This is a genomic window from Kribbella sp. NPDC031520, from assembly GCF_055580825.1.
On record NZ_JBVIKS010000001.1, the window covers coordinates 1,532,726 to 1,551,472 of the forward strand.

Sequence of the window (18,747 nt, forward strand, 5' to 3'; positions counted from 1 at the left end):
GCGGCGCGTTCAGTTGAGCTTTGCTCCGGTGGGTTTCCAGTCGCGGGGTGGGTCTTCGCCTACTCGGCCGTCGACGGCCTCGCGGATGAGGTCGGCGTGGCCGGTGTGCCGGCCGTACTCCTCGACCAGGTCGAACACCAGCCGCCGCAAGCTGGCGTGCTGCCCGTCCGGCCAGGCGATGTCGGCCGGCTGATCGAGCCCACCGTCCGCGATCGCCGCCGCGAGCGTCGCGCGGGAACGGGCGACCGCGCCGTCCCACAACGCGTACAACTCCTCAGGCGTGTTGTCGGCGGCAGAGTTGAACTCCCAGTCGTTGTCGTCCCGCCAGCCGTTCTCCGACCACGGCCCGCTCATCGCCTTCCCGCGGAACTTCACGTCGAACAGGTAGTCCTCGTTCGCCGCCAGGTGCTTCATCAACCCACCAAGCGTGAGCGAAGAGGCCCCGATCCGGGTGTTCAGCCCGTCCGCATCCAGCCCGTCGACCTTGTACCGGAACGTCGTCCGCAACCGGTCCAGCGCCCCGACGAGATGCCCGACCTCGTCCCCCGCCACCGGCGGCTCCCACCAAGGAGAAACCCACTCACCATCACTCATACCCCGCACCGTAAACCCGATTCCGGACACTCCCCTTCCGGAACGTCACACTCACCCCATGCCCGATTGCCCGACCTGCGGCCGCGCGCTCGACGCCCACGACCGCCACGTCCGCTTCACCCTGCCGACGCCGGTCCTCGACCTCCCGGAACGCGACCAGACCCCAGGCACCTGGATGAGCCACCGAACTACCCGCGAGTCCGTCATGGTCCAGGTCCCCGGCGCCGGCGCCTTCGTCCGCGTACTCCTCCCGGTCCAGCTGGACGGCGGCTACCAGGTCACGTTCGGCGGGTGGCTGGCGATCCACCCGGACCAGCTGCCGCACACGTTCGCGGTCTGGTGGGAACCGGAGTACGCCGATCTCCGCCTGGAAGGCGCGTCCTCGCCAACCGGATCGAACCCTGGGGCCTCTTCCCTACACCTGCGATCGCCACAGTCCGCGATCCCGACCAAACCCCGTACGTCACCGCATCACCCGACCCTCTCCTGACCAACGTCCTCACCAAGCCGTGGCCCCACGAGGACGTGCTACCTCACCTGCCTGCGTAGGGTCTGAGGATGCAGGGATACGCAGGTGTCGTCGCGTGGTACGCCGGGAAGGTCGCGCTGGTGCGGGAGCGGTACGAGGCCTGGGACGCTCCGTACCGGAACCTGCCGAGCGGAGCCGTGGAGAACGGCGAGACGCCGGCGGCCGGGGCGATCCGGGAGCTGCGCGAGGAGTCGGGGCTGCGGGCGGCCGAGGAGAAACTTGAGCTCGTTTGGACCACGCAGACGATGGTCGACGGGCGGACGACGTCGCGGTCGTGGAACTACACCGTCGCGACAGAGGACCCGACGTTCGCCGTCGACGATCCCGACGGGTCGGTGATGGACGTCCGCTGGTTCACCGCCGATGACGCCGTCCGCGCACTCGAACAAGTGCCGTACCCACCGCTCGCAGTACCTGCAGTGCACTACCTGACCACCGGTGAGGTCGGACGCGAGTGGACGTTCACCCGGACCGCAGGCAACTGGAGCTTCTAACGGAGGATCTTGTACGTCTCCTGCCGTCTTGCGTTGCCATTCACAGGGATCGGCGTACGACTACGTTGCGCTTGGCTGTGGTTCGGTCCTCGGCGTACACGGCGAAGCCCGCGGTGAGGAAGGTGCTGAGGACGCCGCGGCCGGGGTCACCTGGCATCGCTTTGACTGGGTAGGCCTCGACGACGCGGGCGCCGGCGGTGCGGGCGTGCTGGACGGCGGCCTCGATCATCGGGAGGGTCAGGCCTTGGCCTCGGTGGCCGCGCTTCACGAACAGGCAGTTGATGGACCAGATCGACGGGTCGTCCGGCTCGTCGATCGGGAGCGTTCGCGAGTGGACGGTGGCGTAGTACTCCGGCCTCGGCGCGACGGCGCACCAGGCCACCGGGCGGTTCTCGACGTACCCGATCAGGCCGACCGGTTCGCCCGCCTGGACGAGGTCGTGCAGCGCGGCGCGGTTCTCGGCGTTTCCGTTTGCGGCGACGGTCGCGGCGGGCAGGCGGCGCGCCATGCACCAGCAGCCGCGGGTGCCGCCGCTCGGGCCGAAGAGTTCGAGCAGGTCATCCCAGCGGGCTTGATCAGCTACACGTGTAACCAGCGCCATTCGCGCATTGGACCACGTGGCACCGACACAATGGGTTCGAGATTTCTCGGGTGAGCTGTCGGATCCGGGGTACGGCGTTCGTTGCAGGGGTGAGTGGCGGCCGGAGGAAGGTCGCCGGGACAAGGAGTCATGACATGCCGCGGTACATGATCTCGTTCGAGAACGGCGCGATGGACCACATTCCCGAGGAGGACTGGGCTGAGGTGGGCAAGGCCGCGCACGCCGTCTGCCAGGAGGCGAAGGACGCCGGGGTGTTCCGCTTCGGCGGCGGTTTCCAGTACGGCAACGGCGACGTCGAGCACGCCGTCGTCGGCACCGACGGGATGGTGATGGACGGGCCGTACCCGGAGAGCAAGGAGCTCATCGGCGGCGTCACGATCGTCGACGTTCCGACCCGCGAGGAAGCGCTGTACTGGGCCGGCAAGATCGCCGTCGCCTGCCGCTGCGCCCAGGACGTCCGCAAGTTCATGTACGACCCCGACCTGGTCGAATGAGCTGAGATCCGGCCGATCTACACGTGGAGATCGTCAGACGGCCCGCCCCGGACGCAGACGTCGACCTCGACGGGAACCCGGACCCACCTCGATCGGCTGCAGCCTGCCCGAACACCCAGATCCCCGGGCAGGTTGTTGGCTCCGCAGCAGCCGGTGAGGCGTGGTGGCGGCGGTACCGCCAGTCCGAGTGGCAACGGGGCGGGTGGCAACGGGGCGGGTGGCGACCGGGCGGGTGGCGACCGGGCGGGTGGTGACCGGGCGGGGGTGGCGACGGGGCGGCGACGGGCGGGAGGTCAACGGCGCGGGAGGCCAACGGCGCGAGAGGTCGGCGAGGCGGGAGGTCGACGGTCCGGCGGCGGTTCGGGGGGTTACGCCTTGGCGGGGTTGAGGCGTAGGTAGAGGTCCCGGAGGAGGCAGATTTCGGCGCCGTGGTGGACGAGCTCGACGTTCGAGTAGAGGACGAGGCGCGCCATCGGGGCGTCGGCGAAGGCGGGCGGCCAGCCTTGCGGGCGGAGCAGGCCGGCCTCGCCCTCACGGCGTACGGCGTCGATCCAGGCGGCGAAGTTGTCGTCGAGTTGCTGGAGCGCCTCGTCGGCGGTACCGGCGTACTCGAAGGTGTCGTAGTCCGCCGGCGGGCCGCCGAACCGTCGTGCCGTGCCTTGTGCGAGACCGACGGTCAGGTGGGCCAGGCGCCAGGCGATGGTCGTGACCGGCTCCGGGTCGTGGTTGTCGCCGTAGTCGAAGGTGAACTCGCCCGCCCCCCACGACAACTCCGCCGAGCTCTGCCCGCGCCGGCTGAGCGTCCAGCAGCCTTCGACCGGTTCCCAGAAGTACTCGTCGTCGGTCAGCCCGTCGAGCCGCGGCCGCAGCCGGGTCCGCCAGTGGGTCTCGATCTGTTCGACCAGCTCGGCGTTCCAGTCCATCCGGCGGATGGTAGCCGCGGTGCGGGTTACTGTTGCCGCCCATGAAGAGCGCGCTCGAGAACGTCGCCTGGCCGCCCGATCCGATCAAGACCGAGCGGCTCGTACTGCGCGAACCCGAGGCCCGGGACCGTACGGCGATCGTCGAGCTGCTCGCGTCGCCGGAGGTCGGGGCGTACATCGGTGGAGCTCAGTCGCGCGAGGCACTGGAGCGGAACCTGCCCGAGGTGCCGCGGCGCCGCGCCGGGCTGTTCGTCGTCGACCTCGACGGGGAGCTGATCGGCACCATCACCCTCGACCAGCGCGACCCGGACGACCAGGTGCGGCCCGAGCTGGCGCAGGTGGAACTCGGCTACCTCTTCCTGCCGTCCTCCTGGGGGCACGGTTACGCCAGCGAATCCTGCGCCGCCGCCCTCACATGGTTCGCCTCAGCCCGCCCCGGTGAGCCGGTGGTCCTCGTAACCCAAACCGCCAACGCCCGCTCCCTGTCCCTGGCCAAGAACCTAGGCTTCACCGAAGCCGCGCGCTACGAGGCCTGGGGCGCAACCCAGTGGCTCGGCGTGTGGACACCACCCCGAGGCCAATGAGCGACGACCTGCACTTCACCGCAATGATGCCGACCAAGCGGATGGCGGCCGACTGTCTGTTGACGGATGAGGCCGGGCGCTTGCTGGTACTCAAGCCGCCGTACAAACCGACGTGGGATCTTCCGGGTGGAATCGTCGAGCGGAACGAGTCGCTGCGGGATGCCGCTCGACGGGAGGTCCGCGAGGAGATCGGTCTACACGTGGAGACCGGCGAGCTACTCGTGGTCGACTGGGTCCCGCAGACCGGCGCCTTTACCGAGATCGTCGCGTTCCTCTTCGACGGCGGCGTACACACCGATGCCGACGTCCAGCAGATCGCACTCCAGGAGACGGAGGCGGTCAGCTTCAGGTTCGTCGACCTGGACGAGGCGGAGCGGCTCCTCGACCCGCAGCAGTTCGGCCGGGCGGCTGCCGGTCTCGCGCGGCGCCGGACGGAAGGTGCGGTCTACCTGGAGAACGGCAACTACGTGTCGTACCCGAGACCGTCCCACGGTTCGTAGTACGCGATGAAGTCGTCCGGGACACCCCTGAATCGCTCGGGTGCTTGGCTCATGCGACACAACCCAAACCAGATCCGGACTGAGGACTCTCTTTATTGCAAGGGGAATCTTGGTAACGAATGTCCGATTCTGACAACAAACTGAGAGTCTCGCGGCGTCTATAGGTTGATGCCGGTCGACCTTCGCGGGGACGCCGGTCGCAACAGGGGTGGGGAACGGACCTTGGGGGAGGTCTGTCCGCATACCGGTCTAGTCCTTATGTGTCAAGACTGAACTTTGTGGGGGGACGAGCGTTGTGGACGGAAACACCAACCAGGACGGGATGCCTGCGAGGCTCGACGCGGAGGTGCGGCTGCTTGTTGGTCCGGCCAACTTCGCGGGGCAGGGGACCCGGTGGGCGCGGGCGTTCGAGCAGCGCGTCCCGAATGCGAAGGCGACCTCGTTCGCGTTCTTCCGGGGAGTTCTCGATTACCCGGTCGACTACGGCGTGCCGGCGCGGACGTACCGGCGGAACCACCGGTGGCGCCTGAACTTCTACAACCACGTCGTACGCAACTACACGCACGTCCTGCTAGAAGCGGCCCGGCCGATCTTCGGGCCGCTGCACGGACCGGACGGATCCTTCGAGATCCCGCACCTGCTCACCAAGGGCCTGCAGGTCGGCCTGATCGCGCACGGTTCCGACGTACGCGTCCCGAGCCGGCACGCCGAGAGCGAACCGTGGTCGCCGTTCCCCGACCTCGAGGACGAGACCGTCGAGCTACTCGAACGGAACGCATCCCGCGCCGTCGAGCTGTTCACGTCATACCCGGGCTCTGTGTACGTATCCACGCCCGACCTCCTCGACTACGTACCGAACGCGACCTGGTGCCCGGTGATCGTCGACGTCGGCGCCTGGCGCAGCGACGCCCCGGTGCTCGAACACGACAAGCCGGTCGTGGCGCACGCGCCGAGCAAGTCGGCGATGAAGGGTTCCGAGCTGATCGACCCGATCATGCGGCGCCTGGCCGACCAGGGCCTGATCACGTACCGCCGGGTCGAGGGGGTCGACCCGGCGGACATGCCGGCCGTGTACCGCGACGCCGACATCGTGCTCGACCAGTTCCGGATCGGCAGCTACGGCGTCGCCGCGTGCGAGGCGATGGCGGCGGGCCGGATCGTGGTCGGCCACATCGCGCAGCACGTCCGCGACCGCGTCGCCGCCGACACCGGCCTCGAGCTACCGATCGTCGACGCGACACCGGACACCGTCGAGCAGGTCGTACGGGATCTGATCGCGGATCGCGAGCGCGGCCGCGAGATCGCCGCGCGCGGACCGGCGTACGTCGAGCAGGTCCACGACGGCCGCAGGTCCGCCGACACGCTGGCGACCTTCGTCGAACAGCCGAGACCCGTACCGGCGAACTGGAAGCCGTCGTGGATCCGCCCGAAGGTCGTGATGATGGCGGGCAACGACATCGTCAGCGACGCGCGCGTACTCAAGTACGCGCAGACCGTGGCGAACTGGGACCTCGACGTGACCTGCATCGGCATCCCGGGCCGCCGGCTCCGGGGCGTGCGCCAGTTCGGCCAGGTCCAGGTGCTGTGCCCGACGATTCCGTCGAAGGTGCTGGTGACGGGATGGCGCAAGCGGCTGGCGAACGTGACGGCCAACCTCAATCCGTGGTTCCGCACCGAGGCCGAGTACATGCTCGCGTACGGCCGCTGGCAGTACGCGAGCCGCGAGCTCCGCGCCGAACGTGGCCGCGACCGCCGCGATCGGGAACGCACCGGCACAACGCCCCAGAAGCGTTCGCTCCGCGACCGGCTGCAGCGGGCCGTACGTTGGCGCTCCCTACGATTACACCGCGCCGTCCTCAACACCCGCGCGTACTTCGCCCGTCGCGCCAAGCGAGCCGCGAACTCCGATCTGGGGATCGGCAAGCGCCGCGAACGCATGCTCGCCCTCTACCGCCATCTGCCGTCAGGCCGTTGGCGGCGAGTGATGCCGGAGCTCGTCGACCAGGAGCTGACGCTCGGCCCGCTGCTCGACCGGCTGCTGATCGAGGTCATCCACGTCCACGACGTGTTCATGCTCGGCATCGCGGCCCGTGCCGCGCACCGGGCGGCGCTGGACGGGCGCACGATCAAGATCATCTACGACGCCCACGAGTACATCCCCGGCGTACCCGTGGTCGCTCCGCGCCGGGTCGCCGCGTACACCGATCTCGAACGCGAGTTCATCCGCGACGCCGACCGCGTCATCACCGTGTCCGAACCGCTGGCGCACTGGTTGCAGCGCGACCACAAGCTGGCGGAGCTGCCCGACGTCGTCCTCAACGCGCCGGTCGAGCCGCCGGCGGATGCCGCGGTCAAGGGTCTGCGCGAGCTGCTGCGGCTCCCCGAGGACGTGCCGCTGCTCGTGTACGGCGGCGGCGTCAACCGGGCGCGCGGCGTCGGTACGGCCGTCGAGGCGCTGCCGCAGTTGGCCGACGTACACCTCGCGATCGTTGCCCGCGAGAATCCCGTCACCGCGGAGTTGCTCGCGCGGGCCGCCGAGCTTGGCGTCGGCAACCGCGTACACCTGGCGCCGTTCGTGAACGCCGAGGTCGTACCGCTGTACCTGCGCTCCGCCAGCATCGGACTCAGCCCGTTGCTGCATGCCCCTAATCACGACATCGCGGTGACGAACAAGTTCTGTGAGTACATCGCCGCGGGCCTGCCGATCATCACCAGCGACACCCCGGCGCAGGCCGACCTGGTGAAGGAGCTCGACCTCGGCGCCGTCTATCCGGCCGGCGACGTGGACGGATTCATCCTTGCGGTACGGACGGTGCTCGCCGATCGCGACCGGATCGCCCGGCGAATCGCGAGCGACCCGGAGCTGCTGCATCGGTTCTCCTGGGCCGCGCAGGCCGAGGTCATCCGGTCGGTGTACGCCGACGTGATGGGCGAACTGCCCGACGCCGCTTGGGCTCCGGACGCGACCGTCGTACGGCGGCTGCTGCCCGACGCGCCGGAGCTGGCCGAGACGAAATGGCATGCCTTCCGGAGGAAAAACCCCAGGTCGCAGGCGTCCTGACCTGGGAGAATCACCGTGTGAAGAAGCCGCAGACCGACCCTGTGGTGGCCCGTAACCGCAAGGCCGCCCACGACTACCAACTCGGCGAGTCCTGGGAGGCGGGGATCGTGCTGCAAGGCCCGGAGGTGAAGGCGCTCCGGGCCGGCCGGGCGTCGCTGATCGGCGGCTTCGCGATGGTCGAGAACCGGGAGATCTGGCTGCACGGCGTACACATCCCGCAGTACTCCCAGTCCCGCTGGTTCGAAGGGGGTTCCCGCCGCAAGCGGAAACTGCTGCTGCACCGCGCCCAGATCGACAAGATCGAACGCAAGGTGAACGAGAGTGGCCTCACGATCGTCCCGATCACCCTCTACTTCAAGGAAGGCCGCGCAAAAGTCGAGATCGCCCTCGCCCGCGGCAAGAAAACCTGGGACAAACGCCACACCCTCGCCGAACGAGAAGCAACCCGCGAAGCCGAACGAGCCCTAAACCGCCGCCGCAAAGGCCACCGCGACTAACTCAGGGCTGTACAGGAATCGTCCGCCAAGGGATCTGTGGACGCGATGCCCGATCACTACAGCAGAGCAGGCTGCCGAGGGTACAGCACGCATCAGCCGGCACGTGACGGACTGCAGGATCCAGAACACCATCAAGCACGTGCAGAGGCAGCGAGTTCTATGTGTCACACGACTGCACGCCTGGCCAATCCATGAGCTGCAACGAAGCATCGCTCTTCTTCACCATGATCACGATCCCCCGCTCCTTGGTCCAGGTCACCGGAACGAGAAAGTAGGAGTCTCCGGATGTAGCGAGGAGACGTAAGTTGACGTATCGATAGGGGTACTCCTTGGAGTCGATCTTGCTTTCGCAAAGAACGCCCGGAGGTTTTAGTCCCTGCGCCTCCACGACCAGTTGACTGTGGGTGTGCAGGATGACCTCAGGCTGGTCCATCAGAGACTTTTGAGTGTCCTGGCCAATCCCGCGTCCGTAGGCGCTCGCGAAACTGTTGACCAGCCAGAACAAGCTGGCGATCACGACGCACCAGCCGATGACCCAGGCGACCGTCGAGATCGCAATCGACGTCTGTCCCGCTCCTGCAGTGGATTGTCTCGCCGGTCGGAACCGGAAGCTGTACAGCGCGAGGAGGGTACCCAGTCCGAGTGCTGTGGGGGTCGTTCCGATCAGCTCGTGGGCGGAGATGGTCCCATCAACGATGCCACGGACCGCCCGGAACAAGAGAGCGGCGGCTCCGACGATGGCCACCCAAAAGACGACCCTGGCTCGACGTGGATGCGTGGTCTGCACATCCCAACCAGCGAGGCTCACATGCGCCCAGTAGCCCAACCCGACGAGGACCAAGAGCACTAGCAGTGGTGCGAACAAGGACGCGGGGCTCCGCAGAACGTAGTCAGCGCTTGAGTAGCTGAGGAGCTCGATATTCACGCCGAAGTAGGCATACTCCGCATACGTGGTGACGTAGCCGTAGTAGTACAGAAGCGCTGTCACGATGGTGAGCGGGCCCAAGACCGTGACCGCGAGCCGCAACCGACTCAACCCTGCGGCAGCCGGGTCAGCCGGGTTGCCACTGCCCGGACCTGCACCTGCTGTCGCAGCAGGCTGGCCATCGGCAGCCGTCGTGGCGGCGGGCACTGGTTGTTCTGCGGAGTGGCCAGTCCGAGGCGCCCGGGGCGGATGCCGGCCGGTCGATCGGCTCACGACGACGGTGTAGCCGAGGGAGGCTCGTTGACGCATATCCCTTGTGCCGCGTCGGCCTCGGTCTCCCGGGGGGCGTCACGGCCACAGGCCGCGACGTAGAAGCGGCTGGGCCTCCACCTGACGGTCACGGGATGTTCCGCCGTCGGCTGCTCAGTCAGGCGGTTGCACGGGGCGACGACGCGGTCGACACACTGCGTCTGGAGGACGAAGGTGAAGTAGCCGGTCCTGTCGACGGTACTTGTTGGGTCCGGAACATCCAGTCGAAGCACGCATCCTGGACTCGCGAATTGGCTCTTGGTCATTGGCTGCAAGGTCGGCAAGGTCACTCGCCCGCATGTGGGGGACCGGGCACTCAAAGGTGCCTTATAGGCGTCGAGCCAGCCACAGTTCTGGTCGGTGTTGTGATCGGCGAACTGCAACGGGCCTGCAGTGCCGGACCCGGCCAGGTCGACATGAAAACTGACGCTCACGATGGTGATCTCCTTGAGCGGGCTCCTAAAGTTGCTGATCAGGAGGCAGTGTGGGCTGCCGCTGGGGATCACATGCCCGGCCGACTGATTCGGGTGCGTACTGTCGACAGTGGGACCGCCGATGTTTCCGAGCGAGATAACCCCAGTCCGGGGTCGCGTAGGTTTGGTGGTCGGCGAGACAGTACCTGGCTTGTACGTCGGAAGCGTTGAGGGCGTCCGCGATGAAGGAGCCGTCGACCCGGTTTCGCTTGAACGAGGCCGCGATGAAGGAGTCGTCGACCCGGTTCCCCTTGTGGGCGTCGCCGATGAAGAAGCCGTCGACCCGGTCCCCGTTGAACCTCTTGTCATCGGAGAACCTGGTTCAGTCGGACCTCCCGAGGAGGGTAGTTCCGTGTGCGGCGAGACGGCGGAGTTGTTGTCCGCGCCGGATGAGCAGGCCGTGATCAGTGAAGCGCACAGGATCGAGATCACGGCTGCCATGCGGAAACCCATGCACATGTAGACCCGCCGCACCATCGGTGACACAGAGCGCGTGCTTTCCCTTGGCCGTGCAGGAACCTGATCGATGCCTCTTGTCGCCATCCTGCCTCTCCCCCTTGTGCCACTGTCCCGCCGGGGCAACTGCGCTGCAACGGACAAACCAGTGCGACAAACTCGACGGCGCATTGGGCGGTAACGACAGCGGCGCTATCTCCCACTGTGCGCATTGCAATCACGTGCGCCTGAATCAATCCCTTGATCCGGCAGTTGTGCCGTGTCAGTCGCCAGCTTCGGCGTCAACCGCGTGCAGTTCAGTTACCTATTCGGAGCGGCCCAACGCCCGCCTGATACGCAGCCATCAGTCCTGCATGCTCGTCTGTGTCGCCCAGTCACAGGTCGCCCATCATTTTGCGCAAATATCCCGCGGATCCGTTGGCGGCTCACAGGCGCCGAGTTGGTCAGGATCCGTCGTACGGTCGGCGTCGGGGACGGTGAGGGAGTGGAGGGCACGACGAAGGGCGGAAGAGAACGGACCGCCAGCATCGATCCCGCCACCGTCCGGGAACCGAAGGCCCACCGGCGGCGCCAGTCGGCAGATCAAGCTAAGAGCGGGATGCGTGGCCTGACACCGGTCACGTGTTCACGACCGGGCTCGGCGAGCCGATCTACCCAGACACAGTCACGCAACTCACGGGCAAGGTCGTCCGGGCATACAACTCCGGCAGATTCCGCGAAGGCGCCGGCCAAGCCGCTTCCCCATGCTCACCTGCACGACCTGCGCCATGTGCCCGCGACGTTGCTGCTCATCGCAGTGTGCCGGTGCAGGTCGTAGCTGAGCGACTGGGGAACACTGACCTGGCGATCAGGCTTCGGATCTATGCACATGTGATCCGGACGCACGCGGCGGGCGTCGCTGGCGTCTTCGCCGCTGCCACCGCCGAGTCAGAGCGGTAACGCGAGCGAGGACGAGACAGAGGAGGACGAAGGTCCGGAGGCGTCCGCACTGGTGCCCGGTTGGCACGGGCGTTAGCAAACTCGCACCATGAGCTACACCCCGAGACATGCAGAGCCCCAGGTCATCAATGCTCTGACCTGGGGGTTGCTCCGTCTACCGGAGTGGAGCCGCCTGTCGGAATCGAACCGACGACCTTCTCATTACGAGTGCCGCGACGACTGTCTACCGCTGTCCGGGCGATCAGCCGCGGAGCGTCAAAGGAACCCAGCCGTTGCGTCGCTGTCCGTGCCTGTCCAGCGTGTTGTTAGCAGGACCGTTAGCAGAATCGCCCGAGCCTGGAAGGCTGTCCCCCACTTGTGAGCGCTGGCTGGCATCGTGCGAACTGGCCGAGTAGCTGAGTGCTTGCGGCGTCCGCGACTCGCCGGACCTGCCCCGGCCTCATCGATCGCGTTGGGACTTGTCGAGAGCCAGGAGTAGAGTGGGCTTGCAAGTTTCATAGGTGTAACTCTCGACGCCACCTCCCGCGTCTGGAGAGTTGAGTCACGATCCGGGCCTGTCGCCTTGTGTCGATAGATTTCCTATGTCTATTCTTTACTCATTGCTCCCCGCCGTCCTCCGGGACTGGCGGGGTTTTTTAACACCTGGGGGGGTGTCGGCTGTGCTGCGTGCCGCCGTGATCATCGACTACCAGAACATCCATCTGACAGCCCACGGCGAGTTCTGTCCACCCGGCCTGGCCAAGCACGAGTCTCTGGTGCACCCGCTCCACTTCGCTAATCACGTGATCCAGCGCCGTGCGCTGACACGCCGACTCGCGGGCGTGGATGACGAGAGTAGCGCCAAGGTCGAGCTGGCACGCGTCGCTGTCTTCAGGGGTCTCCCTGGCAACAAGCAGCAGCCTGATTTCTATCGTCGCAACCTGGCCCAGCGATCAGAGTGGACCAAGGACCCTCGGGTCATAGTGGAGTACCGTCCGCTCAAGTACCGAACAGATCCGTACGGGAACTGGACAGCCCAAGAGAAGGGCGTCGACGTGCGGGTGTCGTTGGAGGTGGTGCGTGCCGTCGAGTCGGGCGACTACGAGGTGGTTGTCCTGGCTGCACATGATACCGACCAGGAGCCCACAATCGAGTACGCACTCGACTCAGAGGTAGTTCAAGAGGGCAAGGTCTTCATCGAAACGGCCGGATGGGTGAACTGCAAGCAGCTTCGGATCCCTGGCCGGCCGACCTGGCACACGGTGCTCAATGCCAACGACTTCGTGCAGTCGAGAGATCGCAAAGACTACCGATAACGCCATACCTGCCCCGTCCTCCTGATAGCTGCCAACCCAGGTCTGCGCGGCGCGGGTCAAGAGTCGGCTTGCCGATCCCGTAGGGACGCGTAGCGCTCTTGATGCGTGCCGTGCTGGCCGTACGATCGAGCGGCCAGGGGGACGGGGCCAACCGCCGCCATTGCCGACACGGCTATCCGCGGCCTATCTGTGGAGTGAGCAGCTCGGGATCGGCCGTACGCAGATGGTGCGCGCGGTGGAGGGCGTCGGTCGGAGGTCGTAAGCCCGGGCCGCGCTGCGCGCCGCTTGCGGCGCGCCTTGATTCTTAAGAGGTCAATCCGGCAGCAGGAGCGATCGGCGGTCTGTCCTCCGTCGGCTGATGTGCGACACCCGTCCGCCAGTTGATCTGCGACGGCCGAAAGCACGGATCGCGGCCAGTGAGCGGACGTGTCGAGGTGGGCCGGCCAATCGAATAGCGTCGGATACATGGACAACGACTGGGTGCGGGCCAAGCTAGAGGAGTTCCTAGCGACCTGCGAGGAGTATCGCCGACTGGAGAGCCGGATCCCGCCGGGCCGACACTGGGACGAGAACCTCATGCGGCCGATAACGAACACAGTGGAGCAGCAGGTACCCACAATCCGACGCATCCTTGAGGCCCTAGACCCATCGCTCCTGTTCGACGACTTCGGAACATCCGAGCTCTACGGAGGCCTGAGCTCGACCGAGACCGCGACCCGCAAAGCCCTGGCCGTCCTCAAGGATCGAGACGAGTGGAGGGTACGCCTCACCCCGGACGGGCCTGCGCTCGTCGCAAGTAGCCTGCATGAGTGGATCTGGGGAGCAGCAGCTCAGTTCTGGGACGCGGGCCAATATGAGGCCGCCGTCGAATACGGCGCGAAGTCGTTGAACGCGCATATCCAAAAGAAGTCGGGCATGAGCACCGCTGACAGAGAACTTGCGAGCGAGGTCTTCTCCGCGAAACCCAGCACCAAGAATGCGCGCTTATGGCTACCCGGCCGCCGCGACGTCGACACATGGCGATCACGTCAAGACGGATTGCATCTACTCGCGATGGGAGCCTTTGCAGGCATACGCAACGTCGTTGCGCACTCGGTGGCGGCCGGCTGGTCGCAACAAGAGGCGCTTGAGTACCTGGCAGTCCTCTCGGTTGTGGCGCGCTGGGTCGACGAGACAGAGGTTGTCGAGCCTGGGACTTAGGTAACTGTGCGGACTGCGGACATGTCCGTGCGTTCCCAACCAGGTGGGTGGGCGGTGAAGTTACCTCCGAATTCGCTCGCTTCGACCACGGCACCCATGTCGGCGACCAGTGCGACCTGCTGACCTGAAAGCCACCAACTCATCGCGCCTTGGCCGCCGTCTTCGTCGTCGAGGTGGCGAACCATCCACTAGACCAGCGTCCACGTCGCCACGGCCCACGAGGGCCGGATCGACCGGATGGGCCTTATATCCCGCCGGCCGATGCGGTGGTCTCACGCCATGAAATCAGTCGGCCCGAGAGTCCCGAGGGGAACCTGCCGAATTGCGGTGGTCTGACCATGGTTTTGTCTCGCCATGAGCGCCAGATCGTACGCGTTGGGACGCATCGACATACGACTCGGCCCTTGTCCTAGACCCACATACACGCTGCGATTGATGAAGACAGCGCAGTCACCGCCGGCTTCCACCGCATCGCGGTGAGCGTCTTCAACGGTCGTCACCGCCGCCTCGATCTCCGGCCAGAGCGCAAGGAACAGTCCGGCATGAACCTGCTCACACGAGAGCATGGCCGCCTTAACAACCAAAACCAACTCCAAGGGACGGCCGCATTGCTGCAGCTCGTTTCGCGTGGCGGCTCTGATCTTCGGGAAGTCGTTTGCTAGCCGCGGACCGTCGAATCGGAGGCTTACGGATGCCTCAGGCTGGCCGGAGTCCGGACTGACGCCGGCATGGAACCGTAGCTCGTTGATGACGTCGGCCTGATGCTCGCTTACGTTTCGGAGCGCACAGCAGAGCCTGTAGCCAAAGTTGTTGTCGAACTCGTGGCTCAGGAGGGCCTTGAACGCTTCGTATACAGCACTGGTCTTGCCGAACTGCTCCGACAGCCAACTGGAGGTCCGGTCGTCGAAGGCACGAAATGCCGAGAGCCAAGCCTTGAACTCACGCTGCAAGCGGGCCGCTTGACGCTGGCGGTGCGACGCGTCTCGTTGTTCAGATTCAACGCGCCGGATCTCCTCAGACAGGATCTCTGAGGCCTGCGTCAGATCTGCATATCCACTTTGAACCGTCATCCTGCGCAACAGCTGTTCAGCTGCCACGCTCTGGTCTGTTTCTGCTTGTGTGGCGGGGCGGAGAGGGCGGAAGGTCTTCCTCACCTCGTCCTTCGTGGCGTTCGGATGGTCCTCCAAGGCGAACAGGTCTTCTTCACCGTCAGTCGGGTGTGCCGTATCGGGACCCTGCATATTCGAAGCGTAGCTGTGAGCGGCCATCGCAGACCTCTAGAACGCCGATCACTGGTTAACCCACCCGGTTCCGGCGCATCTCGGGCAAGGTTCGTGTTCGGGCTCGGTGACTACCTTGCCGTTCTTGATGCGGGTTTTCTGTATGACGATCCATCGCTTGCCGTTGCATGCCGGGCACGGCTGTCGCGATGGCTGGTTGGGTTTTGGCATCGCGTGTCCAATCGTTGGGGTCTGGACATGACCGCGCCCTTGCCCAGAGGTGTGAGGACGAGGCCAGGGCAAGGGCGCGGAGTGGAGAGCCAAGGTCGGCAAGGCCATCGGCTACCTGACCAAGTACCTCGGCAAGGCGATCGGCGAAACCTACGGCGACGACCTGGACGAACTCCACCCGGCCCAGCGCGCGCACATCAACCGCCTTCACGCACACGTCCGCGTCCTGCCGTGCTCACCGGAGTGCGCCAACTGGCTCCGGTACGGCGTGACCCCGAAGAACGCGGGCGGCGACACGATTCCGGGCGAGTGCGACTCGAAGGCACACGACCGCGCGCACCTCGGCCTTGGTGGTCGACGCGTCCTCGTCTCCCGCCAGTGGACCGGCAAGACCCTCACCGAACACCGCGCCGAACGATCCGAGGTCATCCGTCAGACCCTCGCGGCCGCCGGCGTCGAGATGGACGACCAGAACGCACTAACCACCCACACCGAAGACGACACCGAAGCACCTCGATTCATCTGGAAGCCGATCCGGCCCGGCGAAGAAGGTCCGCGCCGCATCCCAACGCACAAAGAAGTACTCGCCGATGCGATCGCCACTCGCATCCGATGGCGCACGCAGTACGAGCAAGCCAAGCAACGCGCCAGACCACCCGGTGCACCGCCTAGCAACACCAATTCGGCAACTGACACCGCCGCATCTGCGGCCTGATCACGAGGGATCACCATGCCAGACATCAAGCTTCTGTACCGCGTTCCTGAAGTGGCCGAGGCGCTCGGCGTCAGCAGGGCCAAGGTCTACCAGCTCATTCAGTCCGGCGCGCTGCGGTCGGTCAAGATCGACAGCTCCCGTCTGATCCGCTCCGCCGATCTCGTGGAGTTCGTCGCCGACCTGGACCGGGCCGCCTGATGAGCAAGCTCAAGGACGGCGTCATGAAGCGGGGCAACACCTGGTCGTACGTCATCCGGGTCATCGATCCCGATACAGGCATCAGCAATCCCAAGTGGGTCGGAGGCTTCGCAACCGAGGACGAGGCCAAGGAAGCCCGCGACGAGGCTAGACGTGCAGCGCGGCGCGGTGAGTACGTCGACCGTTCGGCAATCACGGTGAAGGAGTACCTGGGTGACTGGCTCGACGCTCACGCCCTGGAGACCAAGCCGCGGACGTTGGCCGGCTATCGCTGGCTGATGCGGCAGTACGTAGAGCCCCGGATCGGGAAGCAGCGGCTCCAGGCGATCCGCCCCACCACGTTGACGAAGCTCTATCGGGATCTCCTGAAAGGTGGTCGGGTCGACGGCAGGCCACTGTCGAGAGCGACCGTCGACAAGGTGCACGCCGTGCTACGGAAGGCATTCAACGACGCGGTGAAGTTCGAGGGCGTGCTGTCGACCAACCCGGCGGATCGTGCCAAGCGTCCCCGTCGTACCGCTCGACCGTCCGTCGAGGTCTGGACAGCCGATGAGCTTCGTCTGTTCCTCGGCCTGATGGCGAACCATCGTCTCCGGGCGTTCTATCGGCTGGCGGCATACACAGGCGCGCGGCGTGGGGAGCTGCTGAATCTCCGCTGGGCCGACATCGACTGGAAAGCGCCGGCGATCAAGATCCGCGGTTGGGTTGGCATCGTGGAGGGCGAGCGAGTTGAGGGCACCACGAAGGGCGGCAGAGAGCGGACCGTGAGCATCGATCCTGACACTGTCAGGGAACTCAAGGCGCACCGACGACGGCAGATGGCGGACCAGCCAAGGTCGGAGAGGCGTGGCCTGACTCCGGGTATGTGTTCACGACGGGCCTCGGAGACCCGATCTACCCCGACACAGTCACTCAGCTCATGGGCAAGGTCATCCGGGCGTACAACACACCTGACTCGGAGAAGGCTCCGGCCAAACCACTCCCCACGCGCGACTCCACGATCTGCGGCATGTGCATGCAACGTTGCTCCTCATCGCTGGCGTGCCGGTGCACGTGGTAGCTGAGCGGCTGGGCCACGCCGACCCGGCGATCACGCTCCGGATCTATGCCCACGTGATCCGGACCCACGCGGCCGGGGTCGCCGGCATCTTCGCCGCTGCGGCTGCCAAGTCGGAGTCTGCTAACGCCGAGCAGGACGAGGACGACGAGACTGACGAGGACGAGGGGCCAGAGGCGTCCGCGCTGGTGCCCAGTTAGCAAGGGCGTTAGCAAACTCGCACCATGAGCCGCACCACGAGGCGGCCGGGACACACAGAACCCCAGGTCATGTACGCCGTGACCTGGGGTTTCTCTGTCTTCCGGAGTGGAGCCGCCTGTCGGAATCGAACCGACGACCTTCTCATTACGAGTGAGACGCTCTGCCGACTGAGCTAAGGCGGCGGGTGCTGCGGCAAGAGTGTAGCGGGAGGAGGGGGAGGATTCCGAATCGGTTCCTCGTGGGGCGTACGGCGGGGCGGGCGGGTGTGCTCGGGATCACCCTCCCATGTCGGAGGACAGTTGCGGCTCGACAGGACGTATACGCCTACCGCATCCGTCGGCGGGCGGGGACGGGGGCTGAGGCACCGGCCAGTAGATGTGTACGTCCTGTCGAGTTGCAGCAGGTGCGGGCGGTGGAACCAAGGTGTGGATATGCGCGTCGTAGCGGCACGGAAATGTGAGCGGGAACAATTGGTTCGGGAAATGCGTTGACTCGGGTGTGGGTGCTGGGTGAGACTATTTCCCGCAAGCCTGAGAAACCTGAGGAGAGATCGTGTACGGATCGGACATTCTGAACGAAGCCTGGCGGCGTGGCCGCATGGCTTTGTCGGCGTGCCTGCGACCCGTGGGCGACGAGGCCAATGGCACCCACCAGCTGAGCCTGAGCGTGGGCGGTTCGTCTGGATGATCCCTGACTGGGGAGACCTCCAGGAGCCGTCTGAGCCGGGTACCGGCAGCAGGCGGCTCTTTTCTTTTGCCCGCAGTACGGGCCATCGCCGGTGTGCAATGGTTGCGGACCGGATTCCAAACCCGCGTCATGAGGGTTCGATTCCCTCCATCGGTGCTTTCCGGTATTCACGGATACCGGCTTGAACAATTGATAACTGGACATTTGTCGCAATTACCAGCTGTAGGCCAGTGGCCAGGCCGCCTCATTTGGGTTGAGGAGAACGGAGGTTCGAGTCCTCCCAGCTGGACCAGGCGCCCGCAGGATGCTCAGCTACCGGCCGAGCGGGCGCCACAAGCTGCCTCGCGCCGGAAATCCGCACGACATCCGGCGCGGGGCGTGAACGCCCGTGGCTCAACCGGAGAGAGTGCCTGCCTACGAAGCAGGAGGGTGCAGGTTCGAATCCTGCCGGGCGTGCTGTGTCCGAAGCGGAAGTGGGCGATGCGCCGGGACGTGACCCCGGAGGAAGCGGGTTCGAGCCCCGCCGGACACCCTGCAGTACGGCGTGCTCACGCAGCGTACGCC

The 18,747-nt window shown here is 65.9% G+C and carries 18 protein-coding genes, 4 tRNA genes and 1 pseudogene; 17 read left to right on the forward strand and 6 right to left on the reverse strand.

Features of this window, described 5'->3' with window-relative positions; all coding sequences use genetic code 11:
* Positions 1–9: 9 nt before the first annotated feature.
* Entirely contained in the window at positions 10–594 is a 585-nt protein-coding gene (locus tag ACZ5BU_RS07685; protein ID WP_465696418.1) for a mycothiol transferase, read from the reverse strand.
* A gap of 58 nt (positions 595–652) precedes the next feature.
* Here ACZ5BU_RS07685 and ACZ5BU_RS07690 point away from each other — a divergent pair, with 58 nt between their 5' ends.
* The gene (locus tag ACZ5BU_RS07690) at positions 653–1,084 is read left to right on the forward strand and encodes a hypothetical protein (protein ID WP_465696420.1); all 432 of its coding nucleotides are present in this window, start codon (positions 653–655) and stop codon (positions 1,082–1,084) included.
* A 68-nt stretch (positions 1,085–1,152) separates the two neighbouring features.
* Complete coding sequence (locus ACZ5BU_RS07695) at positions 1,153–1,617, forward strand: NUDIX hydrolase (RefSeq protein ID WP_465696422.1); 465 nt, start codon at positions 1,153–1,155, stop codon at positions 1,615–1,617.
* A gap of 40 nt (positions 1,618–1,657) precedes the next feature.
* Here the strand turns inward: ACZ5BU_RS07695 and ACZ5BU_RS07700 are convergent, their stop codons facing one another.
* Positions 1,658–2,218 carry a GNAT family N-acetyltransferase gene (locus ACZ5BU_RS07700; protein ID WP_465696423.1) on the reverse strand — a complete coding sequence of 187 codons (561 nt, stop codon included), beginning with the start codon at positions 2,216–2,218 and terminating at the stop codon, positions 1,658–1,660.
* Between the two features lie 134 nt (positions 2,219–2,352).
* Between ACZ5BU_RS07700 and ACZ5BU_RS07705 the strand changes: the two genes are divergently transcribed.
* Positions 2,353–2,712, forward strand: a complete 360-nt coding sequence (locus tag ACZ5BU_RS07705) for a YciI family protein (protein WP_465696425.1) — start codon at positions 2,353–2,355, stop codon at positions 2,710–2,712.
* 368 nt (positions 2,713–3,080) lie between these two features.
* On the opposite strand, the gene ACZ5BU_RS07710 is transcribed toward ACZ5BU_RS07705, so the two are convergent.
* A complete protein-coding gene (locus tag ACZ5BU_RS07710) occupies positions 3,081–3,635 on the reverse strand; it encodes a DinB family protein (protein ID WP_465696427.1) in 555 nt (184 codons plus the stop codon).
* Between the two features lie 41 nt (positions 3,636–3,676).
* Between ACZ5BU_RS07710 and ACZ5BU_RS07715 the strand changes: the two genes are divergently transcribed.
* From ACZ5BU_RS07715 to smpB, 4 genes are all read left to right on the forward strand, one after another.
* Positions 3,677–4,219: a GNAT family N-acetyltransferase gene (locus ACZ5BU_RS07715; protein WP_465696429.1), complete on the forward strand. Its 543-nt coding sequence runs from the start codon at positions 3,677–3,679 to the stop codon at positions 4,217–4,219.
* Positions 4,216–4,719: an NUDIX domain-containing protein gene (locus tag ACZ5BU_RS07720; protein WP_465696431.1), complete on the forward strand. Its 504-nt coding sequence runs from the start codon at positions 4,216–4,218 to the stop codon at positions 4,717–4,719. Before ACZ5BU_RS07715 ends, ACZ5BU_RS07720 begins: the two co-directional genes overlap by 4 nt.
* Before the next feature lie 295 nt (positions 4,720–5,014).
* Complete coding sequence (locus ACZ5BU_RS07725; RefSeq protein ID WP_465696433.1) at positions 5,015–7,780, forward strand: glycosyltransferase; 2,766 nt, start codon at positions 5,015–5,017, stop codon at positions 7,778–7,780.
* Between the two features lie 17 nt (positions 7,781–7,797).
* Positions 7,798–8,277 (forward strand): SsrA-binding protein SmpB, encoded by a 480-nt coding sequence (smpB, locus tag ACZ5BU_RS07730; protein ID WP_465696435.1) that lies wholly within the window; start codon positions 7,798–7,800, stop codon positions 8,275–8,277.
* Between the two features lie 157 nt (positions 8,278–8,434).
* Here the strand turns inward: smpB and ACZ5BU_RS07735 are convergent, their stop codons facing one another.
* Entirely contained in the window at positions 8,435–9,304 is an 870-nt protein-coding gene (locus ACZ5BU_RS07735) for a hypothetical protein (RefSeq protein WP_465696436.1), read from the reverse strand.
* A gap of 831 nt (positions 9,305–10,135) precedes the next feature.
* Between ACZ5BU_RS07735 and ACZ5BU_RS07740 the strand changes: the two genes are divergently transcribed.
* The 3 genes from ACZ5BU_RS07740 (at position 10,136) to ACZ5BU_RS07750 (ending at position 13,874) form a co-directional block, all read left to right on the forward strand.
* On the forward strand, positions 10,136–10,447 hold the full coding sequence (locus ACZ5BU_RS07740) for a hypothetical protein (RefSeq protein WP_465696438.1): 312 nt from the start codon (positions 10,136–10,138) through the stop codon (positions 10,445–10,447).
* A 1,606-nt stretch (positions 10,448–12,053) separates the two neighbouring features.
* Positions 12,054–12,674: a PIN domain-containing protein gene (locus ACZ5BU_RS07745; protein WP_465696439.1), complete on the forward strand. Its 621-nt coding sequence runs from the start codon at positions 12,054–12,056 to the stop codon at positions 12,672–12,674.
* Between the two features lie 465 nt (positions 12,675–13,139).
* Positions 13,140–13,874, forward strand: coding sequence for a TIGR02391 family protein (locus ACZ5BU_RS07750; RefSeq protein ID WP_465696441.1), 735 nt, complete (start codon positions 13,140–13,142; stop codon positions 13,872–13,874).
* A gap of 272 nt (positions 13,875–14,146) precedes the next feature.
* On the opposite strand, the gene ACZ5BU_RS07755 is transcribed toward ACZ5BU_RS07750, so the two are convergent.
* The gene (locus ACZ5BU_RS07755) at positions 14,147–15,115 is read right to left on the reverse strand and encodes a hypothetical protein (RefSeq protein WP_465696443.1); all 969 of its coding nucleotides are present in this window, start codon (positions 15,113–15,115) and stop codon (positions 14,147–14,149) included.
* Between the two features lie 313 nt (positions 15,116–15,428).
* On the opposite strand from ACZ5BU_RS07755, the pseudogene ACZ5BU_RS07760 reads away from it, so the two are divergent.
* The 4 genes and pseudogenes from ACZ5BU_RS07760 to ACZ5BU_RS07775 form a co-directional block, all read left to right on the forward strand.
* Positions 15,429–16,040 (forward strand): annotated as a pseudogene (locus ACZ5BU_RS07760) (replication initiator); the annotation flags it as partial.
* Between the two features lie 15 nt (positions 16,041–16,055).
* On the forward strand, positions 16,056–16,238 hold the full coding sequence (locus ACZ5BU_RS07765) for a helix-turn-helix domain-containing protein (protein WP_465696445.1): 183 nt from the start codon (positions 16,056–16,058) through the stop codon (positions 16,236–16,238).
* Entirely contained in the window at positions 16,238–17,302 is a 1,065-nt protein-coding gene (locus tag ACZ5BU_RS07770; RefSeq protein ID WP_465696446.1) for a tyrosine-type recombinase/integrase, read from the forward strand. The genes ACZ5BU_RS07765 and ACZ5BU_RS07770 overlap by 1 nt, the downstream gene beginning before the upstream one ends.
* The gene (locus ACZ5BU_RS07775; RefSeq protein WP_465696448.1) at positions 17,250–17,495 is read left to right on the forward strand and encodes a hypothetical protein; all 246 of its coding nucleotides are present in this window, start codon (positions 17,250–17,252) and stop codon (positions 17,493–17,495) included. The genes ACZ5BU_RS07770 and ACZ5BU_RS07775 overlap by 53 nt, the downstream gene beginning before the upstream one ends.
* A 107-nt stretch (positions 17,496–17,602) precedes the next feature.
* Here the strand turns inward: ACZ5BU_RS07775 and ACZ5BU_RS07780 are convergent.
* Positions 17,603–17,678, reverse strand: a tRNA-Thr gene (locus ACZ5BU_RS07780).
* Positions 17,679–18,399: 721 nt separating this feature from the next.
* On the opposite strand from ACZ5BU_RS07780, the gene ACZ5BU_RS07785 reads away from it, so the two are divergent.
* The 3 genes from ACZ5BU_RS07785 to ACZ5BU_RS07795 all read left to right on the forward strand — a co-directional run bounded on the left by ACZ5BU_RS07785 (position 18,400) and on the right by ACZ5BU_RS07795 (position 18,715).
* A tRNA-Pro gene (locus ACZ5BU_RS07785) sits at positions 18,400–18,475 on the forward strand.
* Positions 18,476–18,565: 90 nt separating this feature from the next.
* A tRNA-Arg gene (locus ACZ5BU_RS07790) sits at positions 18,566–18,639 on the forward strand.
* Between the two features lie 2 nt (positions 18,640–18,641).
* Positions 18,642–18,715, forward strand: a tRNA-His gene (locus ACZ5BU_RS07795).
* Positions 18,716–18,747 lie beyond the last annotated feature (32 nt).

Excerpts from the sequence above, each read along its gene's own strand:
- ACZ5BU_RS07685 (WP_465696418.1), bottom strand. The coding sequence starts at position 594 with ATGAGTGATGGTGAGTGGGTTTCTCCTTGGTGGGAGCCGCCGGTGGCG.
- ACZ5BU_RS07690 (WP_465696420.1), top strand. The coding sequence starts at position 653 with ATGCCCGATTGCCCGACCTGCGGCCGCGCGCTCGACGCCCACGACCGC.
- ACZ5BU_RS07695 (WP_465696422.1), top strand. The coding sequence starts at position 1,153 with ATGCAGGGATACGCAGGTGTCGTCGCGTGGTACGCCGGGAAGGTCGCG.
- ACZ5BU_RS07700 (WP_465696423.1), bottom strand. The coding sequence starts at position 2,218 with ATGGCGCTGGTTACACGTGTAGCTGATCAAGCCCGCTGGGATGACCTG.
- ACZ5BU_RS07705 (WP_465696425.1), top strand. The coding sequence starts at position 2,353 with ATGCCGCGGTACATGATCTCGTTCGAGAACGGCGCGATGGACCACATT.
- ACZ5BU_RS07710 (WP_465696427.1), bottom strand. The coding sequence starts at position 3,635 with ATGGACTGGAACGCCGAGCTGGTCGAACAGATCGAGACCCACTGGCGG.
- ACZ5BU_RS07715 (WP_465696429.1), top strand. The coding sequence starts at position 3,677 with ATGAAGAGCGCGCTCGAGAACGTCGCCTGGCCGCCCGATCCGATCAAG.
- ACZ5BU_RS07720 (WP_465696431.1), top strand. The coding sequence starts at position 4,216 with ATGAGCGACGACCTGCACTTCACCGCAATGATGCCGACCAAGCGGATG.
- ACZ5BU_RS07750 (WP_465696441.1), top strand. The coding sequence starts at position 13,140 with ATGGACAACGACTGGGTGCGGGCCAAGCTAGAGGAGTTCCTAGCGACC.
- ACZ5BU_RS07755 (WP_465696443.1), bottom strand. The coding sequence starts at position 15,115 with ATGCAGGGTCCCGATACGGCACACCCGACTGACGGTGAAGAAGACCTG.
- ACZ5BU_RS07765 (WP_465696445.1), top strand. The coding sequence starts at position 16,056 with ATGCCAGACATCAAGCTTCTGTACCGCGTTCCTGAAGTGGCCGAGGCG.
- ACZ5BU_RS07770 (WP_465696446.1), top strand. The coding sequence starts at position 16,238 with ATGAGCAAGCTCAAGGACGGCGTCATGAAGCGGGGCAACACCTGGTCG.